Raw genomic sequence first — 25,498 nt, 5'->3', positions numbered from 1 at the left:
GATGACCTTTCTGTTTGAACCTGGTTTCCCCGCAGGGTAAGCCAGTTTTTCTTTTTTGTGCCGCAAAAAAGCCGGCGGCACAAACCATAAATTGTCGCTCATTAAACCATAACCGCCCGTGACTGTGGATAAAAATCTGGTCGGACGGGTATCGCCTGATGATTTCTGTTACTGCTGTTTCTGCTGACGCGCCGCGCGGCGATGACGCCACACTTCGATGGCACCCGGCAGAATAGACAGCAGGATAATCGCCACAATCAGCAGTTTAAGGTTTTCCTGCACCATCGGCATGTTACCAAACAGATAACCGGCATAGGTAAACAGCAGCACCCACAGCAGCGCGCCCGATACATTGTAAATAGCAAAATGACGATAGGACATTTTGCCCATTCCGGCCACAAACGGCGCGAAAGTACGAACGATCGGCACGAAGCGAGCAAGAATAATCGTTTTCCCACCGTGACGCTCGTAAAAAGCGTGGGTCTTATCAAGATAGCTGCGGCGGAAAATTTTCGAGTTCGGGTTGCTGAACAGCTTATCGCCGAACAGTCGCCCGATGGTGTAGTTCACCGCATCGCCGATAATCGCCGCCACCACCATCAGTGCCACCATAGTGTGAACGTTAAGATCGTTACCCGGCAGTGCAGCCAGCGCCCCGGCCACGAACAGCAGTGAATCGCCCGGCAGGAACGGCGTCACCACCAGCCCGGTTTCGCAGAACAGGATCAGGAACAGGATGGCGTAAACCCACACGCCGTACTGCGCCACCAGCTCCGCGAGGTGGACGTCGATATGCAAAATGAAATCGACAACAAAACGAATCAGTTCCATAAAGGCTTCCTTTAGAAATCCAGGCCAGATTAATCCCCGAGGAACAAAGGTCCCATCGGTGGACGTGGTAAAGCAAAACGATCGGGGTAATCCACCGCGACCAGATACAACCCTTCCGCACGCGCCGTCGCGGCCGCCAGCGTCCGGTCTTTCGCCGCTAACAGCTCGGCCATCCAGCCTTCATGCTGATTCCCGCAGCCGATTTCCATCAGGCTGCCCACGATATTGCGCACCATATGGTGAACAAAAGCGTTGGCTTTGATATCCACCACCACGTAAGCGCCGTGGCGGCTGACGTTCAGATGCATTACGTTACGCATTGGAGTGCGCGACTGGCACTGCACGGCGCGGAACGAGGTGAAGTCGTTCTCGCCCAGCAGGCACTGACCGGCACGCTGCATTTTTTCTACGTCCAGCGGATGGTAAAAATGGGTCATGCCGCCGCCAAGGATCGCCGGGCGCAGCCGCTGGTTGTAAATCACATAGCGGTAGCGCCGCGCGGTGGCGCTGAAGCGCGCGTGGAAATCATCCGGCACCGCATGAACCCAGCGCACGGCAATATCGCCCGGCAGATTCGTGTTGGCACCGAGGGTCCACGCCGCATCCTTGCGCTGTACGGTCGTTTCAAAATGCACCACCTGACCGGTGCCGTGGACGCCTGCATCGGTGCGGCCGGCGCAGAACACCACCACCGGATGGTTGGCGACCTTTGACAGCGCCTTCTCCAGCTTTTCCTGCACGCTGCGCACTTCATTCTGTCGCTGCCAGCCGTAGTACTGGCTGCCATCATATTCAATGCCCAGCGCCAGCTTATACACCGTCTGTGGCACGTTGACGTCCGACATCAGTACATATACTCCTGCACCAGCCTCTCGGCCGTTTTCACCGCCATCAGCGCGCCGCCAAAGCGCACGTTGTCGGCTACTGACCAGAACTGCAGCAGCTCCGGGATGCCGTAATCGTTGCGCAGGCAGCCGATGCTCAGGTGCGCACTGCCGGAGGCATCCCCCACCGGCGTCGGGTAATCCGCTTCATCGGTGACGTTGATATCTTCCGCTTCCAGCAGGATTTCACGCGCTTCTTCGGCGGAAACCGGGCGCAGATTTTCAATATGTACAATCTGGGCATTACCGTAGAACACCGGTGCCTGCACGGTACTGACCGCAATCGGTAAACCTTCGTCCTGCAGCACTTTACGCACCTGCTCCACCAGCTGACGCTCCTGCGCCACGCTGCCTTCCGCATCAGCCAACAGCGGCAGCAGGTTAAAGGCCAGTTGGCGGCCGAAGTGGCTCTCTTCCACCGGCATACCGTTCAGCAAACGCGCGCTCTCACCGGCCAGCGAATCTACCGCCACCTTACCGTGGGAGGAGACCGCCAGCAGGTTGGTCACCTGTAAACGGCCCAGCCCGGCATTATCAACCAGCGGCTTGATCGCGCTCAGCAGCTGGCTGGTTAAACCATCGGCCACGGTAACAATGTTACGGTTACGGTAGTCGGCCAGCACCTGCGGGTTAACGTCCGGCACCACCAGCGGCACATCCGGCTCCAGCGCGAACAGGTCGCTGCTGTCGATGACCAGGCATCCGGCGTTGGCGGCATCGTCCGCATAGCGGGCGGAAGCTTCACGACCGGCGGCGAAAAACGCCAGCTGTGCCTGAGACCAGTCAAACTCAGCGGCATCGGTCACTCGTACCGATTTACCCTCGAAGCGCAGCACTTCGCCCGCGCTGCGCTCGCTTGCCAGTAAATACAGCTCACCAACCGGGAACTGGCGTTCAGCCAGTAATTCCAGTAAAGCTCCCCCTACTGCGCCTGTTGCGCCCAATAGCGCGATATTCCAGCCGTCAGACATGTTGGTTTACTCCAGATAATGACATAAAAAAAGTGCGGTGCCGGAACACCGCAATGTTTCAGAATACTTCCCATAAAGGGAGGGGAACGCACGGTTTTACAAATACTTACTCACCGGTCGCATTAAAACCCAGCTTCGCCAGCAGCGAGGCCGTTTCGGCGTTGTCGCACACGACCCGCAGCGATGACCATTCACGGCGTTCCAGATAGTTCTTCCGCAGGCGGTCAAACTCACCCGGAATGGCGGCCACATGGCGCAACGGTGCGTCATCGCGGCGCACATCATACACCAGATGCACCAGGCGTTTCAGCGTTGGCTGATCCAGCTCGCCGCGCAGAGTAATGGTGCCGAATTCCGGGGCGGGCAGCAGGGTGTCCAGCGGCACCTGCTGCGGCTGGCCGATAAACTGCGTCCAGGCCTCGAACACCTGAGTGGTGCCGCGCGCCTTCCCTTCCAGCGTGTAACCGGCGATATGGGCGGTGGCGATATCCACTTTATCCAGCAGCGGCAGCGACAGTTCCGGCTCCGGCTCCCAGACATCCAGTACCACGCTCAGATCGTCGCGCTGCTCCAACACGTTCAGCAGCGCGGCGTTATCCACTACCGGGCCACGGCAGGCGTTGATCAGGATAGTGCCGGGTTTTAACGCCAGCAGCAGCGCTTCGTCGGCGATGTGCAGCGTCTGGTACGGCCCCTGCTTAAACAGCGGGGTATGGAAGGTGAGCACATCGGCTTCGGCCACCAGCGTTTCTAACGGCAGGAACTCGCCTGCATCCCCGCGATCGGCGCGCGGCGGATCGCAGAGCAGCGTACGGATGCCTAATGCTTCCAGCCGCGCCTGCAGGCGTCCGCCAACGTTGCCAACGCCAACGATGCCGACGGTACGATCTTTCAGCAGGAAGCCGTCGCGCTCGGCCAGCAGCAGCAGCGCGGAGAAAACGTATTCCACCACGGCAATCGCGTTACAGCCGGGAGCCGCAGAGAAGGCGATATCCTGCTGGTTGAGATAGTTCTCGTCGATATGATCGGTGCCTGCCGTTGCGGTACCGACAAACTTAACCGGCTTACCGTCCAGCAGCGCGGCGTTCACTTTGGTCACCGAGCGCACCATCAGGCCGTCGGCATCATCCAGCTCCGCCGCCGGGATTGGGCGTCCGGGAACAGCAACCACGGTGCCGGTACGGCTGAACAGCTCGCGCGCATACGGCATATTTTCATCAACGAGGATTTTCACTAGCGGTATCCAGTCTGGCTTAATAAGGAGCGCTATTCTGCCATAAAGCCCCCTGCCGAATAACCCCCCGTCCGGCCGAAAGCTGCCCCCTCAGATGCGCTGGCGATAGCGCTCCGGTGTGGTGCCGGACTGCTGATGAAACATCACAATCAGCGCCGATGCCGAACTGTAGCCCAGCTCCAGCGCCACCTCTTGTACACTCTTGCCCTGTTCAAGCAACGCCACGGCGTGCAAAAAGCGCAGGCGCTGCCGCCACTCGCTAAACGACATTCCCAGCAGCGCCTGGCAGCGGCGCGACAGCGTGCGTTCGGTGGTGTACACGCGGCTGGCCCACTGCGCCAGCGTGGTGTTATCGGCCGGGTTCAGCTCCAGCGCCTGTAACACCGGGGCCAGATATTTATCGCTGGTTGACGGCAGGTAGCTGGGGCCGATCTGCGCCTGCCGCAGCTGATCGAGCAGCACCTCACCCAGACGGCGATCTTCTGCCGTTTCAGGCACCAGCAGCTCGCGCGCGGCGATATCGTCCATAATAGCGTGCACAATCGGACTGACTCTGAGCAGGCAGGCACGATCGGGCAGCTGATGGCACAGCGAACCGGCGATGTTCAGCGTGCGGAAGAAGGCCTGACGGTGGTTATAGCTGGCGTGCATTTTCCCCGGGGGTATCCAGATGGGAATATTGGCCGGGGTTAACAGACGCTCGCCCTCCACCTGCATTTCCAGCACGTTGCATTTGACAAAGATCGCCTGGCCCCAGCTGTGGCTGTGGGGCAAATACTCCGTCTGGGCGTTGGTCTGCTCATAGCGGAAAAACAGCGTCATCTCGGCGGCATTCTCCGGCGGGGTGTACGTCAGTTGCTGAATCATCTTGTCCGGTCCCAGAGCAATAATGTCTGATTGTCGTTATTTGTTTTCAATGAGACAAGATTACACTTTCATTCTCTGAACTGTGAAGACAACAACGCGAGAACCTGATGAATTTTATGTTTCCCCTGCTGGCCGTACTGATCTGGTCAATTAATGCCATCGTCAGCAAAATGTCGGCCAGTGCTATCGATCCTGCGGCGATCTCCTTTTATCGCTGGCTGATTGCCCTCGTCGTTCTGGCCCCCTTCGCGCTACCCGGCGTCTGGCGGCACCGGCAGCAGATCGCCCAGGTTTGGTGGAAACTGCTGATCCTCGGCCTGCTGGGCATGGTGCTCTATCAAAGCCTGGCGTACTTCGCCGCGCACAGCGTCAGCGCGCTGTTTATGGGTATTCTTAACGCGCTGATCCCGCTGCTGACGGTGTTATTGAGCATCTTTATCCTGCGGCTGGCACCCACCGTGGGCATTCTGCTGGGCAGCGTGCTGTCATTCGGCGGGCTGGTATGGCTGGTCAGCCAGGGCAATCCGGCACAGCTGCTGACCCACGGCATGGGCAAAGGTGAACTGATGATGTTCGCGGCGTCCACTTCGTACGCGCTGTACGGTGTGTTAACCAAACGCTGGGCGATCCCGCTACCGAACTGGCAGAGCCTGTGGATGCAGATCCTGTTTGGCGTCCTGCTGCTGACGCCAGGTTTCCTGATGGCACCGGATGTATCGCTGAATATGCATAATATTCCTCTGGTGCTGTTTGCCGCCATTCCGGCCTCGATCATTGCGCCATTCGTCTGGATCCAGGGCGTGATGCGCCTTGGGGCCAGTACTGCCAGCATCTTTATGAATCTGGCACCGATTTTTACCGCCGTTATCGCCGTGGGTTTCCTGCATGAAAGTCTGCATGCCTACCACTTTATCGGCGGCGGCGTGACCCTGCTTGGCGTGATCCTCGCCCAGCAGCTGCGAATGCCGCTCGCACGCAGCCATCAGGATAAAAAACAGGGATAATACCCCTTATTCCCGCCCGGTGGCCTTTCGATCCCCGGGTGGGATTGTTATCATGTGACATTATTTTCTCTGTTACGGCACGCCCCGGAACCCGACTGAAGGATTTTCGCCATGCAACCGTTAAGTGGCCCCGGAGCGCCATCTCCCGGCGATCGTCCGACGATCGCCCCTTTGTCCGATACGCCGCGAAGTGCCTCCGGCGACCAGCCGCTCTCCCCTGCCCAGCGCACCACGCTGGAACGCCTGATCGTCAAGATCATGTCTCTCAGTTCGCTGAAATCCGTTGAGCTGTGGGCCGGGCTGCGTCATGAGGTGGGCGTGAAAAACGATGCCGGACTGCTGGCTCGCCATTTTCCGCTGGCCGAACAGTTCCTGAACACCCGTCTGGCACAGGTGCAGAATACTCACGCTACCCGGCAGCTTCAGCAGCAGCTGACCGAGCTGCTGCCCGCCGGGAATAATCGACAGGCGGTCAGCGATTTTATCCGCCAGCAGTTTGGCCAGACCGTGCTCAGTTCGCTGAACCCCGATCAGCTGCGCCAGGTGCTGACCATGCTGCAAAACGGGCAGATGACGATTCCGCAGCCGCAGCAGAATCGTGTGACCGATCGCTCGCTGCTTCCGGCCGAGCATCAGGCGCTGAATTTACAGATTGCCCGTCTGGCGGCCGCGACCGGTGAGTCACCGGTGAAGCTGTGGGCAGCGCTGATGAAGGTAGTGAACCTGCACAGCGGCGATCCGATCCCTTCACGATTTTTCCCACTGCTGACCCAGTACCTTCAGGCCAGCCACACGCTGAGCCAGCACGGCAACCCGACGCTAAGCCAGCTGATCGCCGCGCTGAAACAGCCGCCGGATGCCGCCGAGCTGCGCTTGTTGGACGATCGCTGCCAGCAGCGCTTTAACGCGCAGCCGTTGACGCTGTTGAGTACCGCCCAGGTGCAGGATTTGCTGAATGCGTTGTTTAAGCATCGCGCCGCACAGCTGCGGGCCGGGGAAGATGTCACGCCGGAGCCGCTGTGGAGTACGCTCCCGCCCATGCTGCAACCGTTCAGCCGCCGCCCGGTGTTTACCGCCTTTTCGCTGCTGCTGCTGGTCGTGCTGCTGCTGTGGGCTGTGCTGTAACGGCCCGGCATCTTCGGTTCTGTCAGCGCAGTGAAACAATGGCAATCACCGGCAGCGGTTTACCCATCAGCGTTCTGTAATGCTATCGTTTGCTGGTGTTCAGCAGCCGCAGTCGGGCAGCGCTGCCGCTGCCGGCCAGCTGCCCGGCGCGTCACCGGTGGCCACCGGATGGCCGTCGCGCAGCCAGAAATCCAGTCCGCCGATCAACTCTTTGACCTGAAATCCCGCCGCCGCCAGCTTCCATGCGCCTTTAGTTGAACCGTTGCAGCCGATGCCGTCGCAGTAAGTCACGTACACCTTGCTGCGATCGAGCGCCGCCAGGGTTTCGGCGGTCATGGTGCGATGCGGGAAACTGACAGCCCCACAGATATGCCCGGCCTGATACTGCTCCGGGGAACGCGTATCGATTGCCACAATCTCTTCGATCCCCTGCGCTAAATCCTGCGCCAGATCCCAGGCATCCGCATACCAGGCCAGCTTGTGCCGCAGATGGGCTTCGCTCTGGTCGGATGGCAGCGGCGGGAACTGTAAAACGGCGGATGACGTCATAATGAATATCCTCTTGTAGTAAGTGCTGCCATGATAGGGCCAGATTGGCCTTAACAGTAAGACCAGTAATCAACAGAGGATAAGACCCATATGCCGCATAACGCCGTACCGTTTCTGGCACTGCTGGGCCAGCAGCAGGCCACTACCGTGCGCGAGCGCGTCTGCGCGATGCTGCGTAAAGCCATCCGCAGCGGTGTACTCGGCAGCGCGGCGCGTCTGCCCTCTTCCCGCCTGCTGGCGCAGGATCTGTCGATATCCCGCGTAACGGTTGAAGCCGCCTATGCCCAGCTGGAAAGCGAGGGCTATCTGAGCCGACAAACCGGGCGTGGAACGTTTGTGGCCAGCGATTTACCTGCTGCCCCCCTCAGGCCGGTGACGTCTCCACCGGTTCAGCTTTCCACGCGCGGCGGCCTGATCGATCGCGGCGGCGGCTGTAACGACCCGCAGTTTCCGCAGGCCTTTGCTGCCGGGTCGCCGGATCTGCGCGCTTTCCCGCACCGCACCTGGCGGCGGTTAATGCAGCAGCGGCAGCGGCTGGAGGGGGAAAAGCTGATGCGCTACGGCGATCCGCAGGGATTACCGCAGCTGCGAGAGGCGGTGGCGGACTACCTTGGGCAGTCGCGCGGCGTCCGATGCAGCGCCGAGCGAGTGATGATCCTGACCAGCTCACAGCAGGCATTGCAGATGATTGCGCTGCTGCTGTGCGACAGCGGCGATCCGGTGTGGCTGGAGCAGCCGGGCTATGCCGGGGCCTGGCACGCCTTTCGCAGCGCCGGGGCGCAAGTGAGTGGTATCAGCGTGGATGCACGCGGCGCGGTTCCCGCTGAAGAAGGTACGCCAAAGCTGGTATATCTGACGCCTTCCCATCAGTATCCCACCGGCGTCACCCTCAGCCTGCCTCGTCGGCTGGCGTGGCTGGAGTTTGCCCGCCGCAGCGGCTGCTGGCTGGTTGAAGACGACTACGACAGCGAATTTCATTACGACGGTAATCCGCAGCCTGCGCTACAGGGGCTGGAGGATAACGCACGGGTGCTGTACCTCGGCACCTTCTCTAAGGTGCTGTTTCCCTCACTGCGGCTGGCGTATCTGGTGGTGCCCGATGCGCTGATCGCCCCGCTTTGCCGCCTGCGCAGCATGATGGACGGCCACAGCGCACAGCTGATGCAGGCGGTAACCGCCGATTTTATTCAGCACGGCCACTTTGCCGCCCACCTGCGGCTGATGCGCCAGCTGTACGGCAGCCGCCGCGACCTGCTGCGCCGGGAGCTGGCGGAAAAGCTGGGAAACAGGCTGACGCCGCTGGCCCATCAGGGAGGATTACAGCTCACCGTGCAATTAAACCACGGCGGAGAGCAGCGGCTGACGCAAGAGGCAGCCGCGCAGGGGCTGCTGCTGCCGCGCCTGTCCCCGCTGTATCACCAGCCGGGCAGCGAGCCGCGCGAGGGATGGATACTGGGATACTCAGCGCTGCAGCCGAATGAAATCACCCAGGCGGTCGATAAGCTGGCTCGTCTCAGCTACTGACCGCGCTGCGGGCGAAGCCGAAGGTGACGATGATGCCCAGTGCCGCACAGGCGGCTCCGGCAAGAAACACCGAACCGTAGCCGAAAGTGGTGGCCAGTATGCCGGTCAGCGGGCCGCTGGCACCGTAGGCGATATCCTGGAAGGCGGAAAATCCGCCCAGTGCGGTGCCGCGCACCTGGGGTGCGACTCGCTTCAGCACCTCAACGCCCAGCGACGGGAATACCAGCGAACAGCCGCAGCCGGTCAACGCTGCCCCGGCCAGCGCCACCCAGCCGTTCGGCGCAATGCCCAGCAGCAGCAGGCCCAGTGCCTCAACGCCCAGCGAGACCAGCGCAACCCGCGCGCCGCCCAGCCGGTCCGGCAGACCACCGAAGAAAATTCGCACCATCACAAACGCCACACCAAACGCGGTGAGCGCAAATCCGGCATTGCCCCACAGACGGTCGGCAAAATAGAGCGAGGTAAACGTACCAATTACCGCAAAGCCGGTGCCCTGTAGCGCCAGCGCGCAGCCGGGCTGCATGATCTGCCCCACCACTTTCCACAAAGAGGGGCGTTCGCCACCCAGCACCGGCACCGCTCTGATGCTGAAATTAATTAGCAGCGCCACCAGCGGCAGCAGGATCGTCGCTGCGCCCAGCGCCATAAAGCCCCACTGGCTGTGCAGCATCAGGCCCAGCGGTGCCCCGGCGGCCAGCGAACCGTAAATTGCCATGCCATTCCACGACATTACCTGACCGGAGCGTTTCGCCCCCACCAGCCCCATTCCCCAGGTCAGATTACCGGTCAGCAGCAGACTTTCACCGAAGCCGAGCAGCAGCCTGCCCGCCACCAGCAGCGCAAACTTGCCGGCCACCGGCAGCGGCAGAAAAGCCGCCAGCAGATAGGCCACGCCAACCAGCGCCAGCGCCAGAATCCCCTGCACGGTGGTGCGTTTAGCGCCGCGCTGGTCGGCCAGCCTGCCGGCATAGCCGCGCGTCAGCAGCGTGGCAAAAAACTGAATGCCGACCGCGATGCCCACCATCACATTGCTGAGGCCCAGCTCCTGATGGACGTAAAGCGGGATCACCGGCAACGCCAGTCCGGCGGTCAGATAGGTAAGGAAAACGGCAAACGAAATCCGCGCCAGCTCGCGGGTAGCCTGCGCAGGGCGCGCTTCAACACTGACCGACATGCTTACTTCTCCTGAGGAAAACCCACGCTGCCCGCTGAAGGATGCGGCAATGATATGGAATTTTTTTTTCAAAGAAAAAAATATTGGCTGTTAAATTTCATTTCGTCAATAAATGAAAACGGAGATCGTGAGATGCCTCGCATTCACGAATTTTGAGGGGTTCGCCGCGCTTTGTATGAAAATAACGTAACTATTTCCAAATTTATTCTCGTCAGACGGACCACAGTCGGAAAGAAAAATGGGATAATCCTCGCAATTCCGATAACAAAATCGCCTGAATTATGCTCTGAATGCCCATTCATGCCCGAAACAGCGGACTCACCCGGCCAAATGATACTTAAATGTTATAAAATTTAAATTAAATAACAAATTAATAACTTCAATTTGGTGTAAAATTACTACCAGATGCAATAAATTAACAATTATTTAACCAAATAAGTTACATAAATAAACATAAAAAGTTACCGATCACATAATTCCCTTCCGCTCAGATCTTCTGCAAATCGTTCTTGCTATCCTGGTGCCGTTGTTAAAACCCCGTTACCTGACAAAAACACGCCCTACAAAACAAAGGTACTGCTATGAAATTCAATCTCGCATTACTGAATGCATGTGTTGTTTCCGCCTGCATGCTGTTAACCACCCCGCTGATGGCCGCGGAAAAACACGATATTGCGCTGGTCGCCAAAGTGACCGGCATTCCCTGGTTCACCCGCATGGCCGTAGGCGTGGATGAAGCAGCGAAAAAACTCGACGTCAACGCCTATCAGGTTGGAGGCTCCACCGCCGATCCGGCGCAGCAGGTTAAAGTGATTGAAGACCTGATCGCCAAAAAAGTCGACGCGATTATCGTGGTGCCCAACGACGCCAAAGTACTGGAGCCGGTGCTGAAAAAAGCCCGCGATCAGGGTATTGTCGTACTGACCCACGAATCACCGGACCAGCAGATTGGCCAGTGGGATGTGGAAACCATCGACAGCGTGAAGTACGCCGAGAAGAACATGGATGAACTGGCCAGCGCGATGGGCGGCCAGGGCGGCTATGCCATTTACGTTGGTTCGCTGACCGTGCCTCTGCACAATGCCTGGGCGGATGCGGCGATTAAATACCAGAAAGAAAAATATCCTAACATGCACGAAGTCACCTCCCGCCTGCCGGTGGCGGAAAGCATTGATAAATCCTACGCCACCACGCTTGACCTGATGCGCACCTACCCGGACCTGAAAGGTATTATCGGCTTTGGCTCCCTCGGCCCAATCGGTGCCGGTCAGGCCGTGAAGAGCAAGCGTGCGAAAAACAAAATTGCCGTGGTCGGCATTGCGATGCCGGCTCAGGCAGCGCCATATCTGGCCTCCGGCGATATCAAAAAAGCACTGCTGTGGGACCCGAAAGATGCCGGATTCGCGCTGGTCAGCCTGGCAGATCAGCTGCTGGACGGCAAACAGGTCACGCCTGACCTGACCATCGACGGCATCGGCAAGGCGGATGTGGATATGGAACATCACGTCATCCGCTTCAACCGCATTCTGGAAGTCACCAAAGACAACGCAGCATCCCTCGGCTTTTGATTGATTCGGGCCAGCGCTTGCTGGCCCCTCCCCAACACCAGGGCACTAACTTATGGCCACGCAAAATACCTTTATTTCGCTGGAAAATATCAGCAAATCGTTCCCGGGCGTACGCGCGCTGGATAACGTCTCGCTGACGCTGAATCGTGGTGAAGTCCACTGCCTGGCCGGGCAAAACGGCTGCGGTAAAAGCACGCTGATCAAAGTGATCTCCGGCGTTTATCAGCCCGATAAAGGCTCGCATATCAGCGTTGACGGCAAGCGTTTCCCGCGCCTGACTCCGGCGCTCTCCTCATTCTACGGCGTGCAGGTGATTTATCAGGATCTGTCGCTGTTCCCGAACCTGACGGTGATGGAAAACATCGCCATCCACCGGATGCTGCCGGGCGGCGACCTGCTGGTCAATCGCCGCGCGATGCGCCAGCTGGCGGTGGACACCATGAACCGCATTGGGGTTAACCTCGATCCGTCACGCAAAGTGGAAAAACTGTCGATCGCCGATCGCCAGCTGGTCGCCATCTGCCGGGCGCTGGCCGCTAAAGCCAGCCTGGTGATTATGGATGAGCCTACCGCCTCCCTGACTCGTCATGAAGTTAACGGCCTGCTGCGGGTGGTCAACGAGCTGAAAGCCGCCGGGATCTGCGTGGTGTTCGTCAGCCACAAGCTGGATGAGGTGATGGAAGTCTCCGACCGCATCAGCGTGATCCGCGACGGCAAGCTGGTCGGCACCTGGCAGGCCAGCGAGCTGGACAGCGATGAGCTGGCGTTTCTGATGACCGGCCAGCGCTTCAGCTTTAGCCACCTGCCGCAGCGCGCCGACGGCGACGAAACGCCGCTGCTGGAAGTGCGCAATCTCAGCCGCCGCAACGAGTATCAGAATATCAATTTACAGCTGCGGCGCGGGGAGATCGTCTCTATCGTCGGCCTGTTGGGGGCCGGACGCACCGAGCTGTGCCTGTCGCTGTTTGGCATCAGCAAACCGGACAGCGGTGAGCTGATCGTTGACGGCCAGCCGGTGACGCTGCGCCACAACCGCGACGCCATCCGCCACGGTATCGCCTACGTTTCGGAAGATCGCCAGAGCGAAGGGCTGATCATGCCGCAGCCAATTTTCGACAACCTGCTGGTGTCGATCTTCGATCGTCTGCGCGGCGGGCTGGGCCTGATAGATCGCCAGAAAGCGCGGCAGCAGGCGTCCGATCTGATCCGCGAACTGAATATCAAAGTCTCCGACAGCCAGCTGCCGGTGCAGACGCTCTCCGGCGGTAACGCCCAGCGCGTGGCGATCGGTAAATGGGTGGCGACGCAGCCGAAAGTGCTGATCCTCGACTCGCCGACCGTCGGCGTCGATATCGCTAATAAGGAAGGGATCTATCGCATTGCCCGCCAGCTGGCAGAATCGGGCATGGCGGTGCTGATGATCTGCGATGAGATCCCGGAAGCCTACTACAACAGCCATCGGATACTGGTGATGCGCAAAGGCGAGCTGGTTGCCAGCTTCGCACCACACCAGTGCCGCGAAGAAGAGATCGCCGGGGTGGTCAATGAATAATAAATTACGCCAGCTTATCGGCTATCACGAGTTCTGGCTGGGCATGCTGATCCTGCTGCTGGCGGTGGGCCTCAGCCTGCGTACCAGCGAATTCTTAACCCTCGGTAACCTGACCGACGTGGCCACCAGCTATGCCATTCTCGGCATTCTGGCCTGCGGACTGTTTGTGGTGCTGATCGCCGGTGGGATCGATATCTCCTTCCCGGCGATGACCGCCATCGCCCAGTACGTGACGGCCAGCACTATGCTGGCCCACGGCGGCAATCTGATCAGCGTATTTGCCGTAGCAATGGTCGTCGGCCTGCTGCTGGGCATGGTGAACGGGCTGCTGGTTTATCTGCTGCGGGTTCCGGCGATTATTATCACCATCGCCACGCTGAATCTGTTCTACGGCCTGCTGGTGTGGTTCACCGGCGGCACCTGGCTGTACGGCTTCCCGGACTGGTTTATGAACGGCATCAACTGGTTCTCCTTCACCGCCGCCGACGGCTATGAATACGGCCTGACGTTGCCGCTGCTCTGCCTGCTGGGCACCTTTATTGTGACCGGATTCCTGATGAACTACACCCGCCTGGGTCGGCAGATCTTCGCCATGGGCGGCAACCGCGAATCGGCGGCACGCCTCGGGATTAATCTGCGCGGCCTGCACTTACGGGTGTATGGCTATATGGGCCTGCTGGCGGGCGTGGCGGCGGTCGTTCAGGCCCAGACGACCCAGTCGGTGGCACCGAACTCACTGGTCGGCTATGAGCTGACGGTGCTGGCGGCGGTGGTGCTCGGTGGCACCAGCATGAGCGGCGGGCGCGGCTCGCTGACCGGGACGCTGCTTGGCGTGCTGCTGCTGGCCTTCCTGCAAAACGGACTGACGCTGCTGGCCGTCTCCTCCTACTGGCACATGGTCTTCAGCGGCGCGATTATTCTGTTTAGCGTCAGTGCAACGGCGTGGAATGAGAAACGCAAACAGGTTAAGGGGAATTAAGATGCAAAGTCTGCTGAAGGTTTTGCCAGGCGACCGGATTATTCGCCTGCAGCTGTTGATGATCGCCATCGTGCTGGTGCTGTTTTCCCTGACGCTGGGTTCACGCTTTTTTAGTTTAGGTAACTTCCAGTCTATCGCCGGGCAGTTGCCGGTGCTGGGACTGCTGGCGCTGGGAATGGGCGTCACGATGCTGACGGGCGGTATCAACCTGTCGATTATCGCCAGTGCCAACGCCTGTTCGCTGGTGATGGCGGCGATTATCGTTGCCCATCCCGATCAGCCAGCCTGGCTGGCGATTGGCCTGCTGGCCGGACTGCTGCTGGCGGTGGCTATCGGCGTACTGAACGGCGTGCTGATTGCGGTTATTGGCGTCTCACCAATTCTGGCCACGCTCGGCACCATGACGCTGATTGCCGGACTGAATATTCTGCTGACCAACGGTGCGGTGATTTCCGGCTTCCCGCCGGTGATCCAGGCGATTGGCAACAGCTCGCTGGCGGGCATTCCGCTGTCGCTGCTGCTGTTCCTGGCCGTGGCCGCCCTGCTGTGGCTGCTGCTGGAGCGCACCACGCTGGGCCGCAGCATCCTGCTGCTCGGGTCGAATTTACAGGCCACCCGCTTTAGCGGCGTGAATACCACCCGCGTGCTGATTACCGTTTACGTTCTGTCAGCCCTGATGAGCTGGGGCGCGGCGCTGCTGATGATGTCGATGTTTAACTCGGCAAAGGCGGGCTACGGCGAGTCCTGGCTGCTGGTAACCATTCTGGCCTCCGTGCTGGGAGGTATTAACCCGGACGGCGGTTTTGGCCGGGTGATCGGGCTGGTACTGGCGCTGATTGTCTTACAAATGCTGGAAAGCGGACTGAACCTGCTGGGGGTCAGTAGCTACCTGACCATGGCACTCTGGGGCGGCGTACTTATCCTGTTTATTGCGCTACAGAATCGCAAAAACTGATTATCGAGGGAAAAAATGAGCAGCTATTACATTGGTGTGGATGTAGGGACCGGTAGCGCACGCGCGGGCATTTTCGATATTACCGGCCGAATGATGGGCCAGGCCAGCCGCGAAATCGCGCTGTATCGCCCACAGGCGGACTTCGTTGAACAGTCCTCGGATAATATCTGGCAGGCCGTGTGTCAATCGGTGCGCGATGCGCTTAACCAGTGCAATATCAACCCGGTACAGATCAAGGGGCTGGGATTTGATGCCACCTGTTCGCTGGTGGTGCTGGATAAAGAGGGGCAGCCGCTGACGGTCAGCCCGTCCGGCCGCAATGAGCAGAACGTGGTGGTGTGGATGGATCACCGCGCCATCGTGCAGGCCGAGCGCATCAACGCCATGCAGCATGAAGTGCTGGATTACGTGGGCGGGGTGATCTCCCCGGAGATGCAAACGCCAAAGCTGATGTGGCTGAAACAGCATATGCCGGGCAGCTGGAATAATATCGGCCACCTGTTTGACCTGCCCGATTTTCTGACCTGGCGCGCCACCGGCGATACTACCCGCTCGCTCTGTTCGCTGGTCTGTAAGTGGACCTATCTGGCGCACAAAGAGGGCTGGGATGCCAGCTACTTCCGCGAAATCGGCCTGGAAGACCTGCTTGAGCACGATATGGCGAAGATCGGCAGCGAAGTGAAAAGCATGGGCGAACCGCTGGGCCGCGGTCTGACCCAGCGCGCCGCGCTGGAGCTGGGGCTGCTGCCGGGCACGGCGGTCAGCGCCTCGATCATCGATGCCCACGCCGGGAGCCTGGGCACGCTGGGCGCCTCCGGCCCTTCCGGCGAGCTGGCTGACTTTGACCGCCGCATCGCGCTGATTGGCGGCACCTCAACCGGGCATATGGCCATCTCCCGCGAGCCGCGTTTTATCAAGGGCGTCTGGGGGCCGTACTTCTCGGCGGTGCTGCCGGACTTCTGGCTGAATGAAGGCGGGCAGTCGGCTACCGGCGCGCTGATTGACCATATTATCCAGTCGCACCCGTGCTATACCACACTGCGTGAACAGGGCAAAAGCCAGGGGAAAACCATCTACGAGGTGCTGAACGAGCTACTGCGTAAGATGGCTGGAGAGGTTGACCAGATCGCTTTCCTCACCCGCGATATCCATATGCTGCCCTACTTCCACGGCAACCGTTCCCCGCGCGCTAACCCGCATCTGACCGGCATGCTGACCGGGCTGAAGCTCTCCCGCACGCCGGAAGATATGGCGCTGCAATATCTGGCCACGATTCAGGCAATCGCGCTGGGCACCCGCCATATCGTCGAAACGATGAACCAGAGCGGCTACAGCATCGATACTATTATGGCGAGCGGCGGCGGCACCAAGAACCCGATCTTCGTGCAGGAGCACGCTAACGCCACCGGCTGCACCATGCTGCTGGCCGAAGAGAGCGAGGCGATGCTGCTGGGCGGCGCGATCATGGGCACCGTCGCCGCGGGCGTGTACGACACGCTGCCGGAAGCGATGAACGCCATGAGCCGCATCGGCAAGACCGTGACGCCGCAGACCAACGAAATCAAACGCTACTACGATCGCAAGTATCAGGTGTTCCGCGAGATGTATCACGACCAGATGAAGTATCGCCAGATGATGCAGGAGGGATCATGAGTTCCCTGCCCGACTGGCAGCAGGCGACGGCGGCCTGGCAGACCTATCGCCAGGCGCTGACCGCGCTGGAAACCGAACTCGATCGCCAGCAGTGGCAGGCGGTGCTCGACGCGCTGGCAAGCTGCCGTGGAAAAATTGCGGTCACCGGCATCGGCACCTCCGGCATTGCCGCGCGCAAAATCGCCCATATGCTGGCCTGCATTGAGCATCCGGCGATCTGGCTGAGCGCGGCCGATGCCGCCCACGGTGATATCGGTTTTCTGCGCGAAGGCGACGTGTTGATTATGCTGTCACGCGGCGGCAACTCGGACGAGCTGACGCGGCTGCTGCCGACGGTCAAAGCGAAAGGCACCACGCTTGTTGCCGTCACTGAAAATGCCGCGTCGGCCATTGCGCAGCAGGCCGACCTGCTGCTGCTGATACCGAAAAGTCAGGAGGTCGACCCGTTACAAATGCTGGCAACCACCTCAATTATCAGCGTACTGGCGGTTTTCGACGCGATGGTGGCCGCGCTGATGAGCCGCAGCGGCTACAGTAAAGAGACGCTGCTGGCCGTACATCCCGGCGGTAACGTCGGTAAGGTGCTGCGCGAAGCACAGGAGTAATCGTTAAAAATGCCACATAGGTCAACCAATGAAAGATAATTGGTTGACTTCACTTCCCACCTGACCGATTTTATCTGCCAGCAGATGATCTTGCGTCCGCCAGCTTCGCAGCGGATGCGTCATCACCCCGTTCACAGCAGATAAAAGAGGAATTCAACATGAAACAGACCTGGCGCTGGTATGGCCCTGACGATCCGGTAACCCTGGCCGATGTGCGCCAGGCGGGTGCTACCGGCGTAGTCACTGCCCTGCACCATATCCCCAACGGCCAGATCTGGTCGGTGGAGGAAATCCTCAAGCGTAAAGCCATTATCGAAGCCGCAGGGCTCGTCTGGTCGGTGGTGGAAAGCGTGCCGATCCATGAAGAGATCAAAACCCACAGCGGTCAGGTCGATCTCTGGTGCCGCAACTACCAGCAAACCCTGCGCAACCTGGCGCAGTGCGGTATCCGCGTGGTGTGCTACAACTTTATGCCGGTGCTGGACTGGACACGAACCGATCTGGAATACCTGCTGCCGGACGGCGCGAAGGCGCTGCGCTTCGACCAGATTGAATTTGCGGTGTTCGAGCTGCATCTGCTGAAACGCGCAGGCGCGGAAGCGGACTACACGCCGGAAGAGATTCGTGAAGCCGCAGAACGCTTTGCCAGCATGAGCGATGCGCATAAAGAGCGGCTGGTACGCAACATTATTGCAGGTCTGCCGGGTGCCGAAGAAGGCTATACGCTGGAAGCCTTCGGCCAGGTACTGGCAACCTATGACGGCATTGATAAAGCCAAACTGCGCGAAAACTTCGCTTACTTCCTGCGGGCAATCATTCCGGTGGCGGAAGAAGTGGGTATCCGCATGGCGGTTCACCCGGACGATCCGCCGCGCCCCATTCTCGGCCTGCCGCGCATTGTCTCCACCCGTGACGACATGCAGTGGATGGTGGAAACGGTCAGCAGCCCGGCTAACGGCTTTACCTTCTGCACCGGTTCCTACGGCGTGCTTGCCGAGAACGATCTGGTGGCGATGTTCAAAGAGTTTGCGCCGCGCGTCTGGTTCGCCCACCTGCGCTCCACCCGCCGCGAAGAAAATCCGCGCACCTTCCATGAGGCCGCGCATCTGTACGGCGACGTGGATATGTATGCGGTGATCAAGGCGATTGCCGAAGAGGAGCAGCGCCGCCGGGATGAAGGCAGCGACGATCTTATCCCGATGCGCCCCGATCACGGCCACCAGATGCTGGACGATCTGCATAAAAAAACCAACCCCGGCTATTCAGCCATTGGCCGTCTGAAAGGACTGGCCGAAATGCGCGGCGTTGAATTAGCGATTCACCGCGCCTTCTTCACTCAGTAAACCGTTGCGGCAGGGGGCCTCCCCTGCCGGTATCACACTTTCCGGCCTTATCGTCTTACCCGCAGACCCTGCCGCCGCGCAGGCGTAGCGGATAACAGGAGTTTGCTATGGAACAGAATCTCGTTAGCGGGGCGGTTAACGCTGCACGCCCGAGCTGGGACACTTCACGCCTTGTGCCGCGCATCGTCCACCTTGGCTGCGGCGCGTTTCACCGGGCGCATCAGGCGCTTTATACCCATCGGCTGCTGAGCAGCAGCGACAGCGACTGGGGCATCTGCGAAGTCAGCCTGATGTCGGGCCGCGGCGCGCAGCTGATTGGCGATCTGAACGCGCAAAACCGGCTGTACACCGTTGCCGAACGCGGTGCCGGTGGCACCGAACTGCATATTGTCGGCGCAGTGGCGGAAGCCCTGCATCCGCAGTCCGACGGCTGCCAGGCAATCCTGGAAGCGCTGGCCCGGCCGGAAACGGCGGTCGTCTCGCTGACCATCACTGAAAAAGGCTACTGTACTGGTGCCGCCAGCGGTCAGTTGGACCTGAACAATCCGCTGATTCAGCACGATCTTGCCGATCCGCAGCAGCCGCAGTCGGCGATTGGCTATCTGGTCGAAGCGCTGGCTATTCGCCGCCGTCGGGGGCTGCCGGGCTTTACCGTGCTCTCGTGCGATAATGTGCGTGAGAACGGCCATGTAGCCAAAGCGGCGGTCACTGGCCTGGCGCAGGCGCGAGATGCCGAACTGGCCGCCTGGATCGCGCAACACGTCACCTTCCCTTGCACCATGGTCGACCGCATTGTCCCCGCCGCGACCGCTGAAACCCTGGACGAGATAGCGCAGCAGCTCGGCGTTTACGACCCCTGCGCCATCGCCTGCGAGCCTTTCCACCAGTGGGTCATTGAAGACAACTTCGTCAACGGCCGCCCGGAGTGGGATCGCGTCGGTGCGCAGTTCGTCAGCGATGTAGTGCCCTTTGAGCTGATGAAGCTGCGGATGCTGAACGGTAGCCACACCTTCCTGGCCTGCCTGGGATATCTGGCGGGCTACCGTACCATTGAGGAAACGGTCAGCGACCCGGCGTTTCGCCGTGCGGCCCGTTCGCTGATGCAGGATGAGCAGGCATCGACGTTGACTATGCCGCCGGACACCGACCTGTCCGGCTACGCCGCGCGACTGATTGAGCGCTTCAGCAACCCGGCGCTGAAGCATCAGACCGCACAGATCGCCAGCGACAGCAGCCAGAAGCTGCCGCAGCGGCTGCTCGATCCCATTCGTCAGCATCTGCGCGAGGGCAGCGACTGGCGCTACCTGGCGCTGGGCGTGGCCGGGTGGATGCGCTACGTCGGTGGCGTTGACGATCGCGGCGAGCGCTATGCGGTGGTTGACCCGCTGGCCGCCACCTTCGCAGCCATCCACCAGCAGCCGCATACCCCGGCAGAGCGGGTTCGTGCCCTGCTGGACATCGGCGATATCTTCGGCAGCGACTTACCGGCGCACCCGCACTTTGTTGATGCGATTACCGTGGCCTACTGCCAGCTACTCAATGACGGAGCCGCCGCAGCGGTTGTCGCACGCTAACCTCTGGGAGGAACTGATGAGCAGATTTATGAGTGAGGATTTTCTACTGCATAACGGCACCGGGCGCGAACTGTACCATCGCTATGCGGCAGCCATGCCGATTTTTGATTACCACTGCCACCTCAATCCGCAGGAAATTGCCGAGGATCGGCGTTTTGAGAATCTCAGCCAGATCTGGCTGGCGGGCGATCACTACAAATGGCGGGCGCTGCGTGCCGCCGGAGTCGATGAATCGCTGATTACCGGCAGCGAAAGCAGTGATTACGAAAAATATCTCGCCTGGGCGAATACCGTGCCGCGCACGCTGGGCAACCCGCTCTATCACTGGACGCATCTGGAGCTGCGCCGCCCGTTTGGCATCCGGGATACGCTGTTCGGGCCAGATACCGCGCAGGCCATCTGGCAGCAGTGTAACCAGCAGCTGGCCACGCCGGAATTTTCCGCGCGCGGGATTATGCGCCAGATGAACGTGCAGATGGTCGGCACCACCGACGATCCCATCGACTCGCTGGTTTACCATCGCCAGATAGCGGAAGACCCGGGGTTTTCCGTTGAGGTTGCCCCGAGCTGGCGACCGGACAAAGTCTTTAAAATCGAGCTTGCGGGCTTCGTCGACTATCTGCACCAGCTGGCCGCAGCAGCGGACGTCAGCATCAGCCGCTTTGAGCATTTGCGCACCGCGCTGACCAGGCGGCTGGATCACTTTGCCCGCCACGGCTGTCGGGCGGCCGACCACGGCATTGAAACGCTGCGCTATGCGCCGGTGCCGGACGACGCGCAGCTGGACCGCATCCTCAGCAAGCGTCTTTCCGGCGGCGAACTGAGCGAGCAGGAAACGGCGCAGTTCAGTACCGCCGTGCTGGTGTGGCTGGGGCGGCAGTATGCGGCGCGCGGCTGGGTAATGCAGCTGCATATTGGTGCTATCCGCAACACCAATACCCGGATGTTCCGGCAGCTCGGTGCCGACAGTGGTTTTGATTCCATCGGCGACGGAGCTATCGCCTGGCCGCTCTGCCGCCTGCTGGACAGTATGGACGTCAGCAACGAGCTGCCAAAAACCATCCTCTACTGTCTCAACCCGCGCGATAACGCGGTACTGGCGACGATGATTGGTAATTTCCAGGGAGCGGGGATCGCCGGGAAGGTGCAGTTTGGTTCAGGCTGGTGGTATAACGACCAGAAAGACGGCATGACCGCGCAGCTGACCCAGCTGGCACAGATGGGCTTCCTCAGCCACTTTGTCGGCATGCTCACCGATTCGCGCAGCTTCCTCTCCTACACCCGCCACGAATACTTCCGCCGCCTGCTGTGCAATATGATCGGCCAGTGGGTAGAGGACGGCGAGCTGCCGGACGATGAGACAATGCTCAGCGGACTGGTTGAGGACATCTGCTTTAAAAACGCGCGGCGCTATTTCGCCATAGCGTGATCTTCCCCACGGCAGACGCAGAAACTGGCTGACCCATTATGCTATAGTGGCCGACATCAATCGGTGACTGCGGATGCCTGTACAGAAGATGAAAGCGGATAGCACGATAAAACAGACCGGCCAGCAGCGCCCCTATCAGGAAGTGGGGACCCTGCTGCGTAACATGATTGCCCAGCAGCAGTATGCGGTGGGCGACAGGCTGCCCCCCGAGCGTGAAATCGCCGAACGGCTGAACGTCAGCCGAACGGTGGTGCGTGAAGCGCTGATCATGCTGGAGATCGAAGGCCTTGTCGACGTGCGGCGCGGCGCGGGGATCTTCGTTACCGATATGCCTGCTGAGCCATCCGACGCGGTTCCGGCGGCGGTCACCTCCGACAGCGCCGCCGGTCCGTTCGAGCTGCTGCAGGCGCGCCAGCTGCTGGAGAGCAATATTGCCGAGTTTGCCGCCCAGCAGGCTACCCGCGACGACATCATTAAAATGCGGCGCGCATTGCAGATCGAAGAGCAGGAGCTTGTCAGCGACGACCACGAAAGCGGCGATATGCAGTTTCATCTGGCGATTGCCGAAGCCACCCACAACAGCATGCTGGTTGACCTCTTTCGCCAGTCCTGGCAGTGGCGTGAAAATAATCCGATGTGGACCCAGCTGCACAGCCATCTGAAAGATACCCACTACCGTCAACAGTGGCTGACCGACCATCAGCAAATCCTCGCGGCGCTGATTAAGAAGGATGCCAAAGCCGCCAAGCAGGCCATGTGGCAGCACCTGGAAAACGTCAAAAACCGACTGCTGGAGTTCTCCGACGTTGATGACATCAATTTTGACGGCTACCTGTTTACCTCATGGCCGTTAAATCACCTTAATTCCTGACGTTGAGCGAGCAGCATGGATTCTGAAAACACTCCGCCTTCCCCAACCCGGCTGCGCGTGCTGGCTGCGGCCCGCGCCTGTTTTTCCCGCGATGGCTTCCACGGCGCGTCGATGAAAAACATCTGCAAAGCCAGTGAAATCAGCCCCGGTACGCTCTATCACCACTTCCCGAGTAAAGAGGCGCTGGTGGAGGCAATCATCGAGGAAGACCAGCTGCGCGCTTTCTCACGCTTTGCTCAGGATAAACCCGATAGCGACCTGGTGGAGACGATCGTCAACAACCTGCTGGCGGTGCGCGAGGAAGATCGCGCACAGCGTGCGCTGGTGGTAGAGATTATGGCCGAGGGCATGCGTAACCCGCTGGTGGCGGAGATGCTGGACCGCAAACATCAGGCGATTATGGCGATGATCGAGTCTCGCCTTCGACAGGCGCAGCAGCAGGGCGCGGTGGCTGCCGATCTCGATCTGCCCGCCACGTCCAGCCTGCTGCTCTCCCTGACCTACGGTATTCTGGCTGATACCGGCACCGGTTCCGCGCTGAGCGAAGCGCAGCGCCGCCGGGCGCTGTCGGCGATGATAAACGGCGTGCTGCGCCCGGTTGGCTAAACGCCGCGGCCAGCCAGCACTCAGCACTCAGCACTCAGCACTCAGCACTCAGCACTCAGCACTCAGCACTCCATTTTTTTTAATAATAACCGTGAAAACAGCAACATGAGACTAATGTCATCGTGCTATTTTTCACACCTCGCATTCGAACGAACGTTCGATTGATCATCTGGCGCTGAAAGTCAATGACCCTCAATCGACGAACGTGAACTCCCTCTCCTTTCCATCTGTTGGCGCGCGGCTTTTATGATCCATCCACCATCGATCGCTTCTGCCGATAACGATCCTGAGACGTGCATGGTATTTGTTTAAGCCGTCAGCAATTTGGTTGACCATTTTAAAACTGGTTAACCTTTACGTTTTTTAAACCTGTAATGGAGAGAGATCGATGTTAAAACCCATTGAAACCCGTAGTCGCGAAATCAAAACGCTGGATGGCCTGTGGGACTTTGCCGTTGACCGCGACAACCAGGGAATGAGCCAGCGCTGGTGGCTTCAACCGCTGAATGACAGCCGCAGCATTGCGGTTCCCGGCAGCTTTAACGAGCAGTTCGCCGATGCGGAAATCCGTAATCACGTCGGTAACGTCTGGTATCAGCGCACGGTGATCGTCCCGGCAGGCTGGCAGAATCGCCGCATGGTGCTGCGCTTTGACGCGGTCACCCATTACGGCAAGGTATGGGTGAACGATCGCGAAGTGATGGAACATCAGGGCGGCTATACCCCGTTTGAATGCGTGATTTCCCCGCAGGCCAAACCCGGCGAGAGCATCCGCATCACCGTCTGCGTCAACAACGAGCTCAGCTGGCACACCATCCCGCCGGGCACCATCGTGCAGGACGATGCCGGTAAACGCGAGCAGCTCTACTTCCACGATTTCTTTAACTACGCCGGTATCCATCGCAGCGTGATGCTTTACACCACCCCGGAAACCCACGTCCGCGATATCCACGTGGTTACCGAACTCGCCGACAACCACCAGCAGGCCACCGTCCGCTACAGCGTGGCGGCAGAAGGCAAGGTGCGCGTGGTACTGAAGGACAGCCAGCAGCAGATCGTCGCCGAAAGCGAGGGAGCCAGCGGTGAACTGCAGGTGAATGCGCCGCATCTGTGGCAGCCTGGCAATGCCTATCTCTATACCCTGTGGGCCACGGTCAGCGACGGCAGCAGCCACGACGAGTATCCGCTGCGCGTTGGTATTCGTACGGTAAAAGTGGTGGGCGAACAGTTCCTGATCAACGATCGACCTTTCTACTTCACCGGCTTTGGCCGACATGAAGACGCCGATATTCGCGGTAAAGGATTCGATCACGCGCTGATGGTGCACGACCACGCGCTGATGAACTGGATCGGGGCCAACTCCTACCGGACATCGCACTATCCTTACGCCGAAGAGATGCTCGACTGGGCGGACGAACACGGTATTGTGGTGATTAACGAAACGCCGGCGGTGGGGCTGAATCTGGCGCTGGGCATCACCTTTGACGGCGCGGCCAAACCAGCGCAGCTGTTCTCCGACGAAGCGGTCAACGATGAAACCCAGCGGGCACACCTGCGGGCGATTGAAGAGCTGATTGCCCGCGATAAAAATCACCCGTCGGTGGTAATGTGGAGCATCGCCAACGAGCCGGATGCCAACCAGCAGGGTGCCCGGGACTACTTTGCTCCACTGGCTGCAGCCACGCGCGAACTGGACCCTACCCGCCCTATCACCTGCGTTAACGTGATGTTCTGCACCGCCGAGAGCGACACCATCACCGATCTGTTTGATGTGGTATGCCTGAACCGCTACTTCGGCTGGTACACCCAGTCGGCGAATCTGGCGAAGGCGGAACGCGCGCTGGAATCCGAGCTGCGCGCCTGGCAGGAGAAGCTGCACCGACCGATTATCATCACCGAATACGGTGCCGATACGCTGGCGGGGCTGCACTCGTCCTATCAGGAGATGTGGAGCGAAGAGTTCCAGAACGCCTTCCTCGATATGTATCACCGGGTCTTCGATCGCGTCAGTGCGGTAGTGGGCGAACACGTGTGGAACTTTGCCGACTTTGCCACCTCGCAGAACATTATTCGCGTTGGCGGTAACAAAAAAGGCATCTTCACGCGTGACAGAAAGCCGAAATCTTCCGCATTTATTCTGCGCGATCGCTGGACCTCGCGTACTCCGTTCACCAAACCCGGCGATGCGGAGTAATCCCCG

General features: G+C 59.7%; 22 protein-coding genes. 15 read left to right on the top strand and 7 right to left on the bottom strand.

Translation table 11 applies throughout. The annotated features are described in order from the left end of the window. Positions 1-168: 168 nt before the first annotated feature. From IBT46_RS13755 to IBT46_RS13735, 5 genes are all read right to left on the bottom strand, one after another. Complete coding sequence (locus IBT46_RS13755) at positions 169-831, bottom strand: DedA family protein (protein ID WP_200546146.1); 663 nt, start codon at positions 829-831, stop codon at positions 169-171. Positions 832-860: 29 nt separating this feature from the next. Continuing rightward, on the bottom strand, positions 861-1,676 hold the full coding sequence (truA, locus tag IBT46_RS13750) for a tRNA pseudouridine(38-40) synthase TruA (RefSeq protein WP_200546145.1): 816 nt from the start codon (positions 1,674-1,676) through the stop codon (positions 861-863). Beyond that, positions 1,676-2,686, bottom strand: a complete 1,011-nt coding sequence (locus IBT46_RS13745; RefSeq protein ID WP_200546144.1) for an aspartate-semialdehyde dehydrogenase — start codon at positions 2,684-2,686, stop codon at positions 1,676-1,678. Before IBT46_RS13745 ends, truA begins: the two co-directional genes overlap by 1 nt. Positions 2,687-2,792: 106 nt before the next feature. Beyond that, entirely contained in the window at positions 2,793-3,920 is a 1,128-nt protein-coding gene (pdxB, locus tag IBT46_RS13740; RefSeq protein ID WP_200546143.1) for a 4-phosphoerythronate dehydrogenase PdxB, read from the bottom strand. Positions 3,921-4,010: 90 nt separating this feature from the next. Further along, the gene (locus tag IBT46_RS13735; RefSeq protein ID WP_200546142.1) at positions 4,011-4,787 is read right to left on the bottom strand and encodes an AraC family transcriptional regulator; all 777 of its coding nucleotides are present in this window, start codon (positions 4,785-4,787) and stop codon (positions 4,011-4,013) included. 107 nt (positions 4,788-4,894) lie between these two features. Here IBT46_RS13735 and IBT46_RS13730 point away from each other — a divergent pair, with 107 nt between their 5' ends. Together IBT46_RS13730 and flk are read left to right on the top strand one after the other, a co-directional pair. After that, the gene (locus IBT46_RS13730; RefSeq protein ID WP_200546141.1) at positions 4,895-5,791 is read left to right on the top strand and encodes a DMT family transporter; all 897 of its coding nucleotides are present in this window, start codon (positions 4,895-4,897) and stop codon (positions 5,789-5,791) included. Between the two features lie 111 nt (positions 5,792-5,902). Beyond that, positions 5,903-6,916 carry a flagella biosynthesis regulator Flk gene (gene flk / locus IBT46_RS13725; protein WP_200546140.1) on the top strand — a complete coding sequence of 338 codons (1,014 nt, stop codon included), beginning with the start codon at positions 5,903-5,905 and terminating at the stop codon, positions 6,914-6,916. Between the two features lie 99 nt (positions 6,917-7,015). Here flk and IBT46_RS13720 read toward each other — a convergent pair whose 3' ends face one another. Further along, positions 7,016-7,465 (bottom strand): rhodanese-like domain-containing protein, encoded by a 450-nt coding sequence (locus IBT46_RS13720; RefSeq protein WP_200546139.1) that lies wholly within the window; start codon positions 7,463-7,465, stop codon positions 7,016-7,018. 90 nt (positions 7,466-7,555) lie between these two features. Here IBT46_RS13720 and IBT46_RS13715 point away from each other — a divergent pair, with 90 nt between their 5' ends. After that, a complete protein-coding gene (locus tag IBT46_RS13715; protein ID WP_200546138.1) occupies positions 7,556-8,989 on the top strand; it encodes a PLP-dependent aminotransferase family protein in 1,434 nt (477 codons plus the stop codon). On the opposite strand, the gene IBT46_RS13710 is transcribed toward IBT46_RS13715, so the two are convergent. Continuing rightward, a complete protein-coding gene (locus tag IBT46_RS13710; protein ID WP_200546137.1) occupies positions 8,979-10,163 on the bottom strand; it encodes an MFS transporter in 1,185 nt (394 codons plus the stop codon). The two genes, IBT46_RS13715 and IBT46_RS13710, sit on opposite strands and share 11 nt — an antisense overlap. 581 nt (positions 10,164-10,744) lie before the next feature. Between IBT46_RS13710 and IBT46_RS13705 the strand changes: the two genes are divergently transcribed. The 12 genes from IBT46_RS13705 to uidA all read left to right on the top strand — a co-directional run bounded on the left by IBT46_RS13705 (position 10,745) and on the right by uidA (position 25,492). Next, positions 10,745-11,731 carry an autoinducer 2 ABC transporter substrate-binding protein gene (locus IBT46_RS13705; protein WP_105591230.1) on the top strand — a complete coding sequence of 329 codons (987 nt, stop codon included), beginning with the start codon at positions 10,745-10,747 and terminating at the stop codon, positions 11,729-11,731. A 52-nt stretch (positions 11,732-11,783) separates the two neighbouring features. After that, positions 11,784-13,283, top strand: a complete 1,500-nt coding sequence (locus IBT46_RS13700; protein ID WP_200546136.1) for a sugar ABC transporter ATP-binding protein — start codon at positions 11,784-11,786, stop codon at positions 13,281-13,283. Further along, on the top strand, positions 13,276-14,262 hold the full coding sequence (locus tag IBT46_RS13695) for an ABC transporter permease (RefSeq protein ID WP_200546135.1): 987 nt from the start codon (positions 13,276-13,278) through the stop codon (positions 14,260-14,262). Before IBT46_RS13700 ends, IBT46_RS13695 begins: the two co-directional genes overlap by 8 nt. Before the next feature lies 1 nt (position 14,263). Next, the gene (locus IBT46_RS13690) at positions 14,264-15,217 is read left to right on the top strand and encodes an ABC transporter permease (protein WP_200546134.1); all 954 of its coding nucleotides are present in this window, start codon (positions 14,264-14,266) and stop codon (positions 15,215-15,217) included. Positions 15,218-15,232: 15 nt separating this feature from the next. Continuing rightward, positions 15,233-16,870 carry an FGGY-family carbohydrate kinase gene (locus tag IBT46_RS13685; RefSeq protein WP_105591226.1) on the top strand — a complete coding sequence of 546 codons (1,638 nt, stop codon included), beginning with the start codon at positions 15,233-15,235 and terminating at the stop codon, positions 16,868-16,870. Further along, entirely contained in the window at positions 16,867-17,475 is a 609-nt protein-coding gene (locus tag IBT46_RS13680) for an SIS domain-containing protein (protein ID WP_200546133.1), read from the top strand. The genes IBT46_RS13685 and IBT46_RS13680 overlap by 4 nt, the downstream gene beginning before the upstream one ends. Before the next feature lie 158 nt (positions 17,476-17,633). Next, positions 17,634-18,818, top strand: a complete 1,185-nt coding sequence (uxuA, locus tag IBT46_RS13675; protein WP_105591224.1) for a mannonate dehydratase — start codon at positions 17,634-17,636, stop codon at positions 18,816-18,818. Positions 18,819-18,925: 107 nt separating this feature from the next. After that, positions 18,926-20,392 carry a fructuronate reductase gene (locus IBT46_RS13670; RefSeq protein ID WP_200546132.1) on the top strand — a complete coding sequence of 489 codons (1,467 nt, stop codon included), beginning with the start codon at positions 18,926-18,928 and terminating at the stop codon, positions 20,390-20,392. 16 nt (positions 20,393-20,408) lie between these two features. Then, positions 20,409-21,821, top strand: coding sequence for a glucuronate isomerase (uxaC, locus tag IBT46_RS13665; RefSeq protein WP_200546131.1), 1,413 nt, complete (start codon positions 20,409-20,411; stop codon positions 21,819-21,821). An 88-nt stretch (positions 21,822-21,909) separates the two neighbouring features. Further along, positions 21,910-22,692 carry a Uxu operon transcriptional regulator gene (uxuR, locus tag IBT46_RS13660; protein ID WP_200546130.1) on the top strand — a complete coding sequence of 261 codons (783 nt, stop codon included), beginning with the start codon at positions 21,910-21,912 and terminating at the stop codon, positions 22,690-22,692. A gap of 15 nt (positions 22,693-22,707) precedes the next feature. Beyond that, complete coding sequence (locus tag IBT46_RS13655) at positions 22,708-23,298, top strand: TetR/AcrR family transcriptional regulator (RefSeq protein ID WP_200546129.1); 591 nt, start codon at positions 22,708-22,710, stop codon at positions 23,296-23,298. 388 nt (positions 23,299-23,686) lie between these two features. Further along, positions 23,687-25,492 carry a beta-glucuronidase gene (uidA, locus tag IBT46_RS13650; protein WP_200546128.1) on the top strand — a complete coding sequence of 602 codons (1,806 nt, stop codon included), beginning with the start codon at positions 23,687-23,689 and terminating at the stop codon, positions 25,490-25,492. Positions 25,493-25,498 lie beyond the last annotated feature (6 nt).

This window comes from Erwinia sp. S38, assembly GCF_016624545.1.
In the GTDB taxonomy this organism is placed as follows: domain Bacteria; phylum Pseudomonadota; class Gammaproteobacteria; order Enterobacterales; family Enterobacteriaceae; genus Erwinia; species Erwinia coffeiphila.
This window is presented reverse-complemented; position numbering and strand designations above follow the sequence as displayed.